Source organism: Nocardia jejuensis NBRC 103114, from assembly GCF_001613145.1.
Classification (GTDB): Bacteria; Actinomycetota; Actinomycetes; order Mycobacteriales; family Mycobacteriaceae; genus Nocardia; species Nocardia jejuensis.
The window spans coordinates 285,856-299,452 of sequence record NZ_BDBU01000024.1; the positions used below are offsets into that span (position 1 = coordinate 285,856).

Annotated in this window: 12 protein-coding genes and 2 tRNA genes; 3 read left to right on the plus strand and 11 right to left on the minus strand. The window is 66.4% G+C overall.

Translation table 11 applies throughout. The features are described 5' to 3' along the window. Positions 1-66: 66 nt before the first annotated feature. The gene (locus NJ1_RS20355; protein WP_067696683.1) at positions 67-594 is read right to left on the minus strand and encodes a peptidylprolyl isomerase; all 528 of its coding nucleotides are present in this window, start codon (positions 592-594) and stop codon (positions 67-69) included. 183 nt (positions 595-777) lie between these two features. Between NJ1_RS20355 and NJ1_RS20360 the strand changes: the two genes are divergently transcribed. From NJ1_RS20360 to NJ1_RS20370, 3 genes are all read left to right on the plus strand, one after another. Further along, on the plus strand, positions 778-1,047 hold the full coding sequence (locus NJ1_RS20360; RefSeq protein WP_067696685.1) for a hypothetical protein: 270 nt from the start codon (positions 778-780) through the stop codon (positions 1,045-1,047). A gap of 86 nt (positions 1,048-1,133) precedes the next feature. Further along, positions 1,134-2,972 (plus strand): glutamine--fructose-6-phosphate transaminase (isomerizing), encoded by a 1,839-nt coding sequence (gene glmS, locus NJ1_RS20365; protein ID WP_067696688.1) that lies wholly within the window; start codon positions 1,134-1,136, stop codon positions 2,970-2,972. Between the two features lie 44 nt (positions 2,973-3,016). After that, positions 3,017-3,199 carry a hypothetical protein gene (locus NJ1_RS20370; protein ID WP_067696845.1) on the plus strand — a complete coding sequence of 61 codons (183 nt, stop codon included), beginning with the start codon at positions 3,017-3,019 and terminating at the stop codon, positions 3,197-3,199. On the opposite strand, the gene NJ1_RS20375 is transcribed toward NJ1_RS20370, so the two are convergent. The 10 genes from NJ1_RS20375 to NJ1_RS20415 form a co-directional block, all read right to left on the minus strand. Continuing rightward, entirely contained in the window at positions 3,196-4,038 is an 843-nt protein-coding gene (locus NJ1_RS20375) for an ABC transporter permease (protein ID WP_084478542.1), read from the minus strand. The genes NJ1_RS20370 and NJ1_RS20375 overlap by 4 nt on opposite strands. Then, positions 4,035-5,030 carry an ATP-binding cassette domain-containing protein gene (locus NJ1_RS20380; protein ID WP_067696691.1) on the minus strand — a complete coding sequence of 332 codons (996 nt, stop codon included), beginning with the start codon at positions 5,028-5,030 and terminating at the stop codon, positions 4,035-4,037. The genes NJ1_RS20375 and NJ1_RS20380 overlap by 4 nt, the downstream gene beginning before the upstream one ends. Positions 5,031-5,514: 484 nt before the next feature. Beyond that, positions 5,515-6,549: an adenylate/guanylate cyclase domain-containing protein gene (locus tag NJ1_RS20385; RefSeq protein WP_067696694.1), complete on the minus strand. Its 1,035-nt coding sequence runs from the start codon at positions 6,547-6,549 to the stop codon at positions 5,515-5,517. A 120-nt stretch (positions 6,550-6,669) separates the two neighbouring features. Then, positions 6,670-6,742, minus strand: a tRNA-Ala gene (locus NJ1_RS20390). A 33-nt stretch (positions 6,743-6,775) separates the two neighbouring features. After that, positions 6,776-6,883 (minus strand): DLW-39 family protein, encoded by a 108-nt coding sequence (locus NJ1_RS40220; protein ID WP_218025229.1) that lies wholly within the window; start codon positions 6,881-6,883, stop codon positions 6,776-6,778. A 30-nt stretch (positions 6,884-6,913) separates the two neighbouring features. Beyond that, positions 6,914-6,987, minus strand: a tRNA-Ile gene (locus tag NJ1_RS20395). Between the two features lie 123 nt (positions 6,988-7,110). Further along, complete coding sequence (locus NJ1_RS20400; protein WP_245717484.1) at positions 7,111-8,043, minus strand: DUF3566 domain-containing protein; 933 nt, start codon at positions 8,041-8,043, stop codon at positions 7,111-7,113. A gap of 90 nt (positions 8,044-8,133) precedes the next feature. Next, entirely contained in the window at positions 8,134-10,647 is a 2,514-nt protein-coding gene (gene gyrA / locus NJ1_RS20405; RefSeq protein WP_067696700.1) for a DNA gyrase subunit A, read from the minus strand. 78 nt (positions 10,648-10,725) lie between these two features. Further along, a complete protein-coding gene (gene gyrB / locus NJ1_RS20410) occupies positions 10,726-12,759 on the minus strand; it encodes a DNA topoisomerase (ATP-hydrolyzing) subunit B (RefSeq protein ID WP_084478543.1) in 2,034 nt (677 codons plus the stop codon). Positions 12,760-13,182: 423 nt separating this feature from the next. After that, on the minus strand, positions 13,183-13,597 hold a 415-nt coding region (locus NJ1_RS20415; protein ID WP_157574103.1), incomplete at its 5' end, for a DciA family protein.

A 13,597-nucleotide genomic window follows, 5' to 3' on the forward strand; every position in this document is an offset into this window, starting at 1 on the left:
TGCGGGCGGTTGTGGCTGCATGGCGAATTCTCTTCGGTCGGAGCCGGATTCGGGAGGGTGCCGAAATCAGGAGAGCGTGATCGAGGAGATCACGACATCGTCCTTCGGGCGGTCGCTGCGGTCGGTGGACACGGCGCCGAGGGCGTCGACCACCTTGCGGGAATCGGGATCGAGCACCTCACCGAAGATGGTGTGCTTGCGATTGAGGTGCGGCGTCGGGCCGAGGGTGATGAAGAACTGCGAGCCGTTGGTCCCGGGCCCGGCGTTCGCCATCGCGAGCAGGTAGCCGCGATCGAAGCGCAGGTCCGGGTGGAACTCGTCCTTGAACTCGTAGCCCGGGCCGCCGCGACCGGTGCCGGTCGGGTCGCCGCCCTGGATCATGAAGCCTTCGATGATGCGGTGGAAGATCGCACCGTCGTAGAAGGGGCCCTCGGTGGCGCCGGAGGCGTTCTTGGTCTTGTACGGGGCGGTGCCGTCGGCCAGCCCCACGAAGTTGCGGACCGTTGCCGGTGCGTGGTTGCCGAACAGCGAGATCTTGATGTCGCCGAGGTTGGTGTGCAGCGTCGCTACCGCGGTCTGATTCGGTGAGGTCACGTCCGCAATGTTAATGGCCGGGCAAAGGGTTCTCCGCGACGGCCGGGCGCCGCGAGCGTCGCGAGGCGCACGGTCGATCTCGGGGCGTCTCCGGTGAACGCTGGAGTGTGATTCTCTGAATTCGTGCCCGGAATCGGGCACAAATGTTGGCATTACCGACTCCGGCATGGCAGGTTCGGACGAGTGAATGACGGGGTCCCGGTCGATCTGGTGCACCATGTCGCCGCCTCCACGGGCCTGCCGCCCGCGGTCGCGGCGCGGGTCGTCGCCGATGTGGTCGGGTATTTCGACGAGAACGCCGAGCAGTTCGTGCGCCGCAGACACGCGGAACTGCAGCGGCGTCAGGTGCGCAATGCCGAGATCTGGCAGCGCATCGCGCAGGAACTGGCCCAGCGCCGGTTCGCGGCGCCCGTGTTCACCGAGCGGCAGATGCGTCGCATCGTCTACGGATGAGCGGCACCATCTACAGCGACACCATCTACAACAGCACCGCATCCAGGAAAGCGGCATCGTCTAGTGATCGAGGAGATCGGCGCGCAATGTGTGGAATCGTCGGATACATCGGGCACCGCGAGTCGGTACCGGTCCTGCTCGAGGGACTGCATCGGCTGGAGTACCGAGGCTACGACTCCGCCGGACTGGCCGTCCCGCACCGGGGCAAGCTGCGCATCACCAAGACCCAGGGCCGCGTCCAGGACCTGCGCAACCGGGTCGACGCCGAGGGCGGCAAGCTGCGCGGCACCGTGGGCATCGCGCACACCCGCTGGGCCACGCACGGCGAACCCAGTGACGCCAACGCGCACCCGCACACCGACGGCTCGGGCCGAATCGCCGTGGTGCACAACGGCATCGTGGAGAACGCCGAGGAACTGCGCGCCGAATTGACCGCTGCCGGAGTCGAATTCGTTTCCGACACCGACACCGAGGCCATCGCGCATCTGATCGCCGCAAACCTCGCGGACACCGAATCGCTCGAGGACGCCGTGCGCGGCGCGCTGCACCGGGTCGAGGGCACCTACGGCCTGCTGGTCCTCGATTCGCGCCGCCCCGACGAACTGGTGGTGGCGCGCAACGGCAGTCCGATCGTGCTCGGCGTCGGTGACGGCGAGATGTTCGTGGCCTCGGACGTCGCCGCCCTGGTGCACCACACCCAGCGCGTGGTCTTCCTGGACGACGGCGAGCTGGCCACCGTCCGCTCCGGCGAATTCCGTACCAGCACACTGGGACTCGAGGCGCTGCGCACCGAGAAGACGCCCACCACCATCGCCATGGCCGCAGAGGACTACGCGCTCGGCGGGCATCCGGACTTCATGCGCAAGGAAATGGCCGAACAGCCCGACGCCGTGCGGCGCGCCCTGCGCGGCCGCCTCGACGAGCGCTTCGCCACCGCCATCCTGGGCGGACTGAACATGGACGCGCGGGAACTGCGCGGCATCACCAAGGTCGTGTTCCTCGGCTGCGGTTCGGCCTACTACGCCGGCCAGCTCGGCGCCCAGCTGGTCGAGGAGCTGGCCCGGATTCCGGCCACCGCCGAACCCGCCTCGGAGTTCCGCTACCGCAATCCGGTGGTCGATTCGGACGCGCTGTACATCGCGATCAGCCAATCCGGCGAGACCATCGACACTCTCGCGGCGGTGCAGGAGTTGCAGCGCAAGGGCGGCCGGGTGATCGGCGCGGTGAACGTGGTCGGCAGCGCCATCGCCCGCGAGTGCGGCGCGGGAGTGTTCCTGCACGCCGGTCCCGAGGTCTCGGTGGCCTCCACCAAGGCGCTCACCAATATGACCGTGTCCTTCGCCATGCTGGCCCTGCTGCTCGGCCGGGTCCGCGACCTGTCCGCCGCCGCCGGTGAACGGGTGGTGACCGGTCTGCGCGCGCTGCCGGACGCGATCGATTCGGTGCTCGAGGCCGAAGCCGCCATCGCCGACGTCGCGGCCCGCTATGCCAAGGCCCGCAGCATGTTCTTCATCGGCCGCGTGCGCGCCTGGCCGGTGGCGCGCGAGGGCGCGCAGAAGCTCAAGGAGATCTCCTACATCCACGCCGAGGCGTACCAGGGCTCCGAACTCAAGCACGGCCCGCTGGCCCTGATCGACCCGGACATGCCGAGCGTGGTGCTGGTCCCCGCCGACGAACTGGTCGCCAAGAACCTCACCACCATCGAGCAGATCAAGGCCCGGGGCGGCCCGGTCATCGTGGTCACCAACGCCGATATCCCGGACACCGTCGCGGACGCCGTCATCCGGGTGCCGTCGGTGGGTCCGGAGCTCGACCCGATCATTCTGACCATCCCGCTGCAGCTGCTGGCCTATCACACGGCCATCGCCCTGGGGCGTGACGTGGACAAGCCGCGCAACCTCGCCAAGAGCGTCACCGTCGAATAACGACGGATGCCACCCCGCCGCGGAACAGCGGTACTGTGGATCGCATGGAGCTGGGGCGTTTTCGAGGTCGAATCATCCTGGCGGCAGTGCTCGCGGTCGCGGGCGGTGCCGTCGCGTTCTTCGTGAACCGGCGTCCCCAGCCGCCGGCTCCGGCCGCGGAACCGCCGCGCCTGGGTTATTCGCGCAACGGTTCCGCGCCGTCCTCGGACATGTCAGCGGCGCACTAGCGACTGACGGACCTCTTGTACTGGCGCAGCGCCAGTGGCACGAAGATCGCCAGGATCACCACGATCCACAGGAACGTCGTCGCCACCGGATGCCGCATCGGCCACACATCGGTGCTCGGCCCCATCGGGCTGACATTGCCGAACAGATCGCGCGCCGCCTGAGTCACCGCGGACACCGGACTCCAGTCCGCGATCACCCGTAGCACCGTGGGCAGATTCTGCGTGGGCACGAACGTGTTCGCGATGAAGGTCAGCGGGAAGATCACCATGAAGCTGGCGTTGTTGTAGACCTCCGGCGCGCGCACCAGCAGGCCCACCACGGCCATGATCCACGAGATCGCGTACGCGAAGAGCAGCAGCAGCACGTAGGCCAGTACCGCGTCCAGGAACGAGCCGCGGATCCGCCAGCCCACCACCAGACCGGTCAGCGACATGACGACCAGGCTCACCACATTGATGACGACATCCGCCAGGGTGCGGCCGATCAGGACCGCGGACGGCGCCATGGGCAGCGACCGGAACCTGTCGATGATGCCCTTCTGCATGTCCTCGGCCAGGCTCAAACCGGTGAAAGTCGCTCCGAACACCACGGTTTGGGCGAAGATGCCCGCGATCAGGAACTCGCGATAGGACGTGCCGTCGAGCTGGATCGCCGAACCGAAGACGTAGGCGAACAGCAGCACGAACATGATCGGCGAGATGGTCGAGAAGATCAGCACGTCCGGAACGCGCCGGATCTTGATGACATTGCGCTTGGTGATGGTGACGCTGTCGGTGACGACCATCGCCAAACGCTGTGCGAGCGAAGGACGTTCGATGGTGGCGAGAGTGGAGCTCATCGGTCCGTACCTCCGGTCGTCTCCTGCGCGCCACGCGCGCCGTTGATCAATTCGTCGGCCTCGTGACCGGTGAGGGACAGGAACACGTCGTCCAGCGAGGGCCGCCGTAGACCGACATCCTGAATGCGCACTTCATGTTTGGTGAGTTGCCCGATCGCGTCCACCAGCGCCTGGGAGCCGTCCGCCACCGGCACGATGATGCGGCGCAGACCCGGTTCGAGCCGAATCTCGCCCTGCGCCAAGCCTTCCAGGGCCTGCTGCGCGACGGCGAGGCTGTCGACATGGTCCACGATCAGTTCGATCCGGTCACCGCCGATCATGGCCTTCAACTCGTCTGCGGTGCCCTCGGCGATGACCTTGCCGTGGTCGATGACGGCGATGGAATCGGCCAGCCTGTCGGCCTCCTCCATGTACTGGGTGGTGAGCAGCAGGGTGGTGCCGCCGGCAACCAGTTCCTCGATTACGTCCCAGAGGTCTTGGCGCGCACGGGGATCCAGACCGGTGGTCGGTTCGTCCAGGAACAGCACCGGCGGATTGGCCACCAGCGCGCCCGCCAGGTCGAGCCGGCGGCGCATGCCGCCGGAGTATCCCTTGACCGGGCGATCGGCGGCGTCGGCGAGGCGGAAGCGGTCGAGCAGTTCCCGCGCGCGGTCCTTACTGCGCTGTGTCCCCATGTGATACAGGCGGCCCACCATCTCGAGATTCTCGAAACCGGTGAGGTATTCGTCCACGGCCGCGTACTGACCCGAGGTGCCGATGCGCGAGCGCAGCAGCTGCGGATCCTTCAGTACGTCCACGCCGGCGACGGTGGCGCGGCCCTCGTCGGGGATGAGCAGCGTGGTGAACACGCGCACGGTTGTGGTCTTGCCCGCACCATTGGGGCCGAGCAAGGCGGTGACCGTGCCTTCGGGCACGGATAAGTCGAGTCCGTCCAGTGCGACCAGGCGGCCGTACTTCTTGACCAGACCCTCCGCGATTATTGCGTCGGGCATGATTCTCCTGATGTCTCGTGGGTTCGCGGGTGCAGTGGCTCTGAACTGCACGGATGCTGCTGAACAAGACCGGACATAATGGGCCAGTATTGCTCGAGAACCGGTCCGAGTCATCCGATTTGTGAAGTGCCGGAGGGTTGCCGGGTTGTTGTCCCCCCGGCGTTGTCCGACGTCAGCACCATGCGCACGAACACATGTTCGCATCCGGGTACGACACTTTTTCCGCAAAAATTCTTCGAACGCGATGCCCCGATACCCACACGAATGTGCTTCGTCGCGTAGGATCGTTTTCAGTCGGCCCCTCCCCCCCGGGCCGACCTACGCGGGCCTCGGCTAACTCCCCCCCTTCGCCGAGGCCCGCCCCCATGTCCGGAGCACGATCGCTTACGCGGCAACCGATTTCGCGCCGAACCGGCAACCCATCACACGACGCGCCTGCTCGCCTCGGGCAGCGGAGGTGGATCCACCCGGCCCCGAGTACGACTCACGATCGCGACGAGGACGAGCCGATCACATTGCGGCGCAGCACATGTCCGTGCAGCCGGTTGATACCGCGCACCCGCACCGTCGCCAGATTCCGCAGCGAGAATTCCGGATCCCCGGCGAGAGCCTGCGCCGCACCGTCGTCGATCAGCACGGTGTCCGGGCGCGCCACACCGGTGAGCCGAGCAGCCACGTTCACCACCGACCCGTACAGGTCGCCGAACCGCTGCAGCACCTCCCCGTAGGCCAGGCCCACCCGCAGTTCCTGGGTGACACCGTGCGACGCGGTCGCGGCCTCCTGCACGGCGAGCGCGATCCGCGCCCCCTCCTTCGCGGTGTGCGCCGCGAACATGACCTCGTCGCCCACGTTCTTGATCACCCAGCCGCCGTTGGCGACGATGGCGTTGCTGGTGGCCGTCTCGAACGCCTCCAGCAGCGAGGACAATTCCTCGACCTCGAGGTGGCGGGTCAGGCGCGTGTAACCGACCATGTCCGCGAACCCGATCGCCATCATCCGCATGGTGTCCCCCGCGACCGCGCCCTCGGACAGCGATCGCGCCAGCGCGGCGTTCAGGTGCCGCCGCCACGCGTACGACATGAGCGCCTCGAGCTCGGCGACCACCTCCTCGGTGGCCGCGCGGGCCACGGCCTCCGGATCGGCCGCGGGATCCGCGGTGGTGATGTCGGCGATCCGCGCCAGGATCTCCTCGGTGACCAGATCCACCTGCCACTCGGCCAACCGCGCCATGGACCGCCCGAGCGTGCGGGCGGCCGTCGACTGCGTGTGCATATCCGCGGAGGCGAGCACGTTCAACCGCGCGAAGGTCTTGGCGGCCGCGATATCCGCGTCGGTGTACTCCACCGCGTCGTCGTCCGGGTCCGCCGGAAAACCCAGCGACACCCACAGCCTCCGGGTCAGCGCCGAGGGCACCTCGGTCAACTGCGAGACTTCCCGGCGGTTGTACTTGCGCGGCCCGTCCAGCAGGTACGGCTCCACCACGGACTGCACCAGTTCGGAGATCTCAGGGGACGCCATACCACGACTTTACGGCCAGATCCGACCGGAACCAGACTCGATGTCTCGTGTCACAAGCCACGGTGCGGAAAACGAAAAAACCGCCCCTGGGGGCGGTTTCGCACACATCGTGTGTTGTTGTGGAGCCTAGGGGAATCGAACCCCTAACCCCTGCCTTGCAAAGGCAGTGCTCTGCCAATTGAGCTAAGGCCCCGAGCCGGGAAACATGACATCCCCCGAAAGTCGTTCAGCGGGTGGTGACCTCGTGCCACAGGTCCGCTTCGCCGCGCTGGCGCAGCTTGCTGATTCCGAAGATCACCGCGGCGACGAGGCCGATCGTGAGGAGAAATTTCATGAATCCCACCCTACTGTGAATTTTCGGGAGTGGGCCTAGGAGGACTTGAACCTCCGACCTCTTCGTTATCAGCGAAGCGCTCTAACCGCCTGAGCTATAGGCCCGAAACCGGCTCGGAGTGTGTAACTCCGGCCGAGGCAGAAGATTACCGTACGTCGGCTGAGATAAGCAAAACGGCCGGTCAGCGGGCTGCTGGGCAGTCCGGACCGGCCGTCTCACGGGGTGCTCTAGTCGGGATCGGAGAGCGTCACCTGAATGCCGCCGACCAGATCCGTGCACTGGTTGTAGACGAAGACGCCGACGGTCGACAGCGCGGTCAGCAGGACCACGTTGATCAGGCCGATGACGCCCGCGTAGCCGAACACGCTGCCGGCGTCGATGAGCCCCGCGGAGGAGCCCTCCGACACCATGTCGGTGAAGGTGGAGTTCAGTCGCTCCCACACGCCCATGCCCTCGAGCACGAGGTACAGCAGGCCGACCGCGAGCATCCACACGAAGAACATGGCGACGCTGATCACCAGCGACACCTTCAGCGTGGACCACGGATCGATATGCCGCAGTTGGACTGTCGCGCGCAGCGGTTCACCGCTGGCCGCGGCCTGAGCCACCGCGGCGGGCGCGGACGGCGAGACCGGACCGGTCGGCGGAATCGGCTCCGGCGGCGGCAGCGGGTGCCGGATCTCCGACAGATCCGGCAGATCCTTCACCAGTTCCGGACGCGAAATGCTGCGGGTCGGTCCGTCGATACCGACGGACTTCACCATGGCGGCTTCCTTGCGCGCCGCCTTGGCCGCCAGGTCGGTGGTGGTGCGGGCATTGGAGACGCCCGCGTTCAACCCGCCACCACCGAGGCCGCCACCGCCGCCGCCACTGGGGCGACCGGTGGTGGGCGCCTGGCCCGGCCGGTACAGGTTGGACTGGGGTTCCCGCTGCGGCAGCTGGGACCACCCTCCCTCCTGATACTGCGAGGCACCGCCTTGGTCGTGCTGCCCCTCGGAAGCGGTGACCTCCGGCGACTCGCCCTGTCGCGGCGAGCCGTCCGGTGCGAAATCACCGGACTGTTCCGACTCGTGCGATTGCGGCACACCACCGTCGTGCCCGGACCCCGGACGGGGAATCGGACGCGGCGGAATCGGAGACGGGGCGATTCTCTCGGTCACGCCATTAGCGTGACCGCGCTGGTCATTCGGCTGATTCGTGGTCAATGGTGAATCCTTCGATTCCTTGTGCCGCCGCTGCTGGTGGAGAAACTACTGCTTCGCCGAACCGCTGGTGTCATCTTCGGCAACCTGGTCGGGCTCATCCGCGTTACGCGCGATCGCGAGCAACGTATCGCCTTCACCCAGGTTCATCAATCGCACGCCCTTGGTTTGGCGTCCAGCTTTGCGAACCTGGTTGGACACGGTGCGAATTACGCCGCCGCCCGAGGTAATGGCGTAGAGCTCGTCGTCGTCGTTGACGATGAGCGCACCGACCAGACTGCCACGTTTCGGGTCGTACTGGATGGTCAGTACACCCTTGCCGCCTCGACCCTGCGCCGTGTACTCCTCGAGAGCCGTGCGCTTGGAGTAGCCACCGGCGGTCGCGACCAGAAGGTACCCCTCCTCGCCCTGCCCAACCACGTTGAGCGACAACAGTTCATCGGTGGTGTTGAACCGCATGCCCTGCACGCCGGAGGTGGCGCGGCCCATCGGGCGCAGCACCTCGTCGTTGGCCGAGAAGCGGATCGACTGACCGTGCGCCGAGACCAGCAGCAGGTCGTCTTCCTTGGAACACAGTGCCGCGCCGACCAATTCGTCCTCTTCGCGCAGGTTCACGGCGACGATGCCACCGGTGCGGTTGGAGTCGAAATCGGTCAGCTTGGACTTCTTGACCAGACCGTTGCGGGTCGCCAGCACCAGGTACGGGGCGTCCTCGTAGGTCCTGATCTGGATGACCTGGGCGATCTTCTCGTCCGGCTGGAAGGCCAGCAGGTTCGCCACGTGCTGACCGCGCGCGGTGCGCATGGCCTCGGGCAGCTCGTACGCCTTGGCCCGGTACACCCGGCCCTTGTTGGTGAAGAACAGCAGCCAGTCGTGCGTGGAGGTGACGAAGAAGTGCCGGACGATGTCGTCCTGCTTGAGACCCGCGCCCTGCACGCCCTTGCCGCCGCGCTTCTGCGAGCGGTAGAGATCGGTCTTGGTGCGCTTGGCGTAGCCGGTCTCGGTGATCGTCACGACCACGTCCTCGCGGGCGATCAGATCCTCGTCCTGCACGTCGCCGTCGGCTGCGATGATCTTGGTACGCCGGTCGTCGCCGTACTTGTCGACGATCTCCTGCAATTCGTCACGCACGATCGCGCGCTGGCGCTCGGGGCGGGCGAGAATGTCCTGCAGATCGGCGATCTCGACCTCGATCTTCGCCAACTCGTCGAGGATCTTCTGCCGCTCCAGCGCCGAGAGGCGGCGCAGCTGCATATCGAGGATGGCGGTCGCCTGGATCTCGTCGATCCCCAGCAGCTGCATCAACCCGGTGCGGGCGGTCTCGGTGTCGGCCGAACGACGGATCAGCGCGATCACCTCGTCCAGCTTGTCCAGCGCCTTCACCAGACCGCGCAGGATGTGGGCGCGCTCCTCGGCCTTGCGCAACAGGTACTTGGTGCGCCGGACGATGACTTCCAACTGGTGCGTGACGTAGTAGCGGATCATCTGATCCAGGCGCAGCGTGCGCGGCACCCCGTCGACGATCGAGAGCATGTTGCAGCCGAAACTGGTCTGCAGCTGGGTGTGCTTGTAGAGGTTGTTCAGCACCACCTTCGCGATCGCGTCACGCTTGACCGTGATCACGATGCGCATGCCGACGCGGTCCGAGGACTCGTCGTGGATGTCCGAGACACCCGCGATCTTGCCGTCCTTCACCTGCTCCGCGATCGCGTTGATGAAGTTGTCGGTGTTGACCTGGTACGGCAGCTCGGTGATGACGATCGTGGTGCGCCCGCGGGCGTCCTCCTCGATCTCCACCACACCGCGCATGCGGACCGAACCGCGACCGGTGGTGTACGCGTCGTGGATGCCGGAGGTGCCGACGATCAGACCCGAGGTCGGGAAGTCCGGACCCTTCACCCGCTCCATGCAGGCGGCGAGGGTGGATTCCTCGTCGGCCTCGAAATTGTCCAGGGCCCAGTAGATGGCCTCGGCCAGCTCGGTCAGGTTGTGCGGCGGGATGTTCGTGGCCATACCGACGGCGATGCCGTTGGAGCCGTTCATCAACAGCGCGGGCACCCGGCTCGGCAGCACGACCGGTTCGAGCGTCTTGCCGTCGTAGTTCGGGATGAAATCGACCGTCTCGTGGTCGATCTCGCGCAGCATCTCCATCGCCAGCGGCGTGAGACGGCACTCGGTGTAGCGCATGGCGGCCGCGCCGTCGTTGCCGCGCGAACCGAAGTTGCCCTGGCCGTCGACCAGCGGATAGCGCAGCGCCCACGGCTGCGCCATGCGCACCAGGGTGTCGTAGATCGCGGTGTCGCCGTGCGGGTGGTAGTTACCCATGGTGTCGGCGACCGGGCGCGCGGACTTCACGTAGCTGCGATCCGGGCGGTACCCGTTGTCGTACATCGCGTACAGGATCCGGCGGTGCACCGGCTTCATGCCGTCGCGCACCTCGGGCAGCGCGCGCCCGACGATGACGCTCATGGCGTAGTCGATGTAGGAGTTCTGCATCTCCTGCTGGATGTCGACCGGCTCGATGCGGTCGCCACCCGACGGCGGAAGCGAAGTCTCAGTCATGAATTGGTCTCCGTAAGAAGTGGTGGGTGGTCCTCGCGGCGCGCGGCGAAAGCCCGGAAAGGCTTCCGCCGTCGCGATTTACACGTCGAGGAACCGCACGTCCTTGGCATTGCGGGTGATGAAGCTGCGGCGCGCTTCGACGTCCTCACCCATGAGGACGGAGAAGAGCTCGTCGGCCGCGGCGGCATCGTCGAGCGTGACCAGGCGCAGCACCCGCACGCTCGGATCCATCGTGGTCTCCCACAGCTCCTTCGGGTTCATCTCACCGAGACCCTTGTAGCGCTGGATGCCGTCGTCCTTGTTGATCTTCTTGCCGGCGGCCAGACCGGCCTCCAGCAGACCGTCGCGCTCACGGTCCGAGTACGCGAACTCGGGCTCGGTGCGCTGCCACTTGAGCTTGTACAGCGGCGGCTGCGCGAGATACACGTGACCGTGCTCGACCAGCGGGCGCATGAAGCGGAACAGCAGGGTGAGCAGCAGCGTCGAGATGTGCTGACCGTCCACGTCGGCGTCGGCCATCAGCACGATCTTGTGATAGCGCAGCTTGGCGATATCGAACTCGTCGTGGATGCCGGTGCCGAAGGCGGTGATGATCGACTGCACCTCGTTGTTCTTCAGCACGCGGTCGATGCGCGCCTTCTCGACGTTGATGATCTTTCCGCGCAGCGGCAGGATCGCCTGGTACATCGAGTCGCGGCCGGACTTGGCCGAACCACCGGCGGAGTCGCCCTCCACGATGTAGATCTCGGACAGCTTCGGATCCTTGGAGCGGCAGTCCGCCAGCTTGCCCGGCAGGCCACCCAGATCGGTGGCGGACTTGCGGCGCACCAGCTCTCGCGCCTTGCGCGCGGCCATCCGGGCCTGCGCCGAGGAGACCGCCTTCTGCATGATGGTCTTCGCGTCGGCCGGGTTCGCCTCGAACCAGTGCGTCAGATGCTCGTTGCAGGCGCGCTGCACGAAACCCTTCACATCGGTGTTGCCGAGCTTGGTCTTGGTCTGACCCTCGAACTGCGGCTCGGACACCTTCACACTGACGATCGCGGCCAGGCCCTCACGGATGTCGTCACCGGTGAGGTTGCCGTCCTTCTCCTTGAGGAGCTTCTTGTCCTTCGCGTACTTGTTCACCACCGTGGTGAGCGCCGCGCGGAAGCCCTCCTCGTGGGTGCCGCCCTCGTGCGTGTTGATGGTGTTGGCGAAGGTGTGCACGGACTCGGAGTAGCCCGAGTTCCACTGCATCGCGACCTCGAGCTCGTGCCCGGTGCCCTTACCGCTGAACGACACGATCGAGTTGTGGATCGGCGTCTTGGTGCGGTTGATGTGCTTGACGTAGTCCTCGAGCCCGCCCGGGTAGTGGTACGTGCGGTTCTTGACCTTCGGGGTGGGCGCCGGCGCGTTCTCGTCGGCGTGCTTGGGCGCCTCGGCGGTATCGCTCACCACCTCGTCGGTGACGTCGTTCTCGGCCACCCGCTCATCGGTCAGGGTGATGGTGAGTCCCTTGTTCAGGAACGCCATCTCCTGCAGGCGGCGAGCCACCGTCTCGAAGTTGTACGTGGTGGTCTCGAAGATGTTCGGATCAGCCCAGAACCGGATGGTGGTACCGGTGCGCTTGGTCGCGTCACCCTGCACCAGCTTGCCGGGCTTGGAATCCTTGTATTCCTGCGTCCAGTGGTAGCCGTCGACGTCCACATCCGCCTCGAGGCGAGTGGACAGCGCGTTCACCACGGAGATGCCGACGCCGTGCAGACCACCGGAGACGGCGTAGGAGTCGGAGTCGAACTTGCCGCCCGCGTGCAGCTGGGTCATGACCACCTCGATGGTGGGCACACCCTGCGCGTGCATGGCGACCGGGATGCCACGACCGTCGTCGACGACCTCGACACCGCCGTCGGCCAGCAGGGTCACATCGACCCGCGTGGCGTATCCGGCCATCGCCTCGTCGACCGAGTTGTCGACAACCTCCCAGATGAGGTGATGCAAGCCGCGCTCACCGGTGGAGCCGATGTACATGCCGGGCCGTTTACGAACGGCCTCGAGCCCCTCGAGGACGGTGATGGAGCTGGCGCCGTAATTGCTTGACTTGGGCTTGTTCGAGCCGTCTGCGTTGGAGTCCATGGCAGCCACTGGTCGGTAGCTCTCCTTACTTGCTGATCCTCCCGGCACAGTGCATCCGGCACACGTGGAACCCTCCGGGCAATGTCTGCTCGAGAATTACGGGGGCCCACGCGCGGGCGCTGCGGAACGCGCCGGGAGGTATCGCCGCTAGTTACTCCCCCATCCTACTGGTACGACCGACACAGAACGCACCTATGACACCCCTGAGTGCGTCGTAGGTGCGTGAAATCGACCGACGATATGTCCGGTCATGGGTGACGGGGGGTGCGAGAGTCTCAGCGGGCGATCCTGAGAGGGCCTCGAAAAGCGGAATTCGGGGCGCACGGACGGTAGCGACGAGGTGCGCCGCGATCATCGCCGTTCCACGTGAAACGTGTCGTTGCCACTCTCCCGCGGTGGGCTCACGCACGGAATCGGGCGGGCCTACCCGTAGGTGTCGCGCGGGCCGCGGCCCTTGATGTGCCGATCGCCCTTACGCCAACTCGGCGCGGTCGGTCCGTTGATGCGCAGGGAGGTGACGACGTTGTTGCCGACCGCCGCCGCGATCTTCGCCAGGATCTGCGACTGGAACATGCGCAGCTGCGTGGCCCAGGCCGTGGACTCGGCCGCGATGCTGAGCACCCCGTTGTCCAGCGACACCGGTTTGGCGTGCGAGGCGATGTCCTCCCCCACCACCGCTTCCCAGCGACCGAACACCGTGCCCTCGGCGACCTTGCCGGACCAGCCTCGTCCCTTGGCCAGCTTCATGGTCAGCGAGGCGAAGGTCTGAGGATCGCGATCGTCCGGATGCGCGCCCGACCAGCCGCGCCGGCGCAGCGCGCGCACCCCGCCCTTGCGC

What these genes read in the sequence shown, in the direction of transcription:
- glmS (WP_067696688.1), top strand. Translation starts at nt 1,134, where the DNA reads ATGTGTGGAATCGTCGGATACATCGGGCACCGCGAGTCGGTACCGGTC.
- NJ1_RS20370 (WP_067696845.1), top strand. Translation starts at nt 3,017, where the DNA reads ATGGAGCTGGGGCGTTTTCGAGGTCGAATCATCCTGGCGGCAGTGCTC.
- NJ1_RS20375 (WP_084478542.1), bottom strand. Translation starts at nt 4,038, where the DNA reads ATGAGCTCCACTCTCGCCACCATCGAACGTCCTTCGCTCGCACAGCGT.
- NJ1_RS20380 (WP_067696691.1), bottom strand. Translation starts at nt 5,030, where the DNA reads ATGCCCGACGCAATAATCGCGGAGGGTCTGGTCAAGAAGTACGGCCGC.
- NJ1_RS20385 (WP_067696694.1), bottom strand. Translation starts at nt 6,549, where the DNA reads ATGGCGTCCCCTGAGATCTCCGAACTGGTGCAGTCCGTGGTGGAGCCG.
- NJ1_RS40220 (WP_218025229.1), bottom strand. Translation starts at nt 6,883, where the DNA reads ATGAAATTTCTCCTCACGATCGGCCTCGTCGCCGCGGTGATCTTCGGA.
- gyrA (WP_067696700.1), bottom strand. Translation starts at nt 10,647, where the DNA reads ATGACTGAGACTTCGCTTCCGCCGTCGGGTGGCGACCGCATCGAGCCG.
- gyrB (WP_084478543.1), bottom strand. Translation starts at nt 12,759, where the DNA reads ATGGACTCCAACGCAGACGGCTCGAACAAGCCCAAGTCAAGCAATTAC.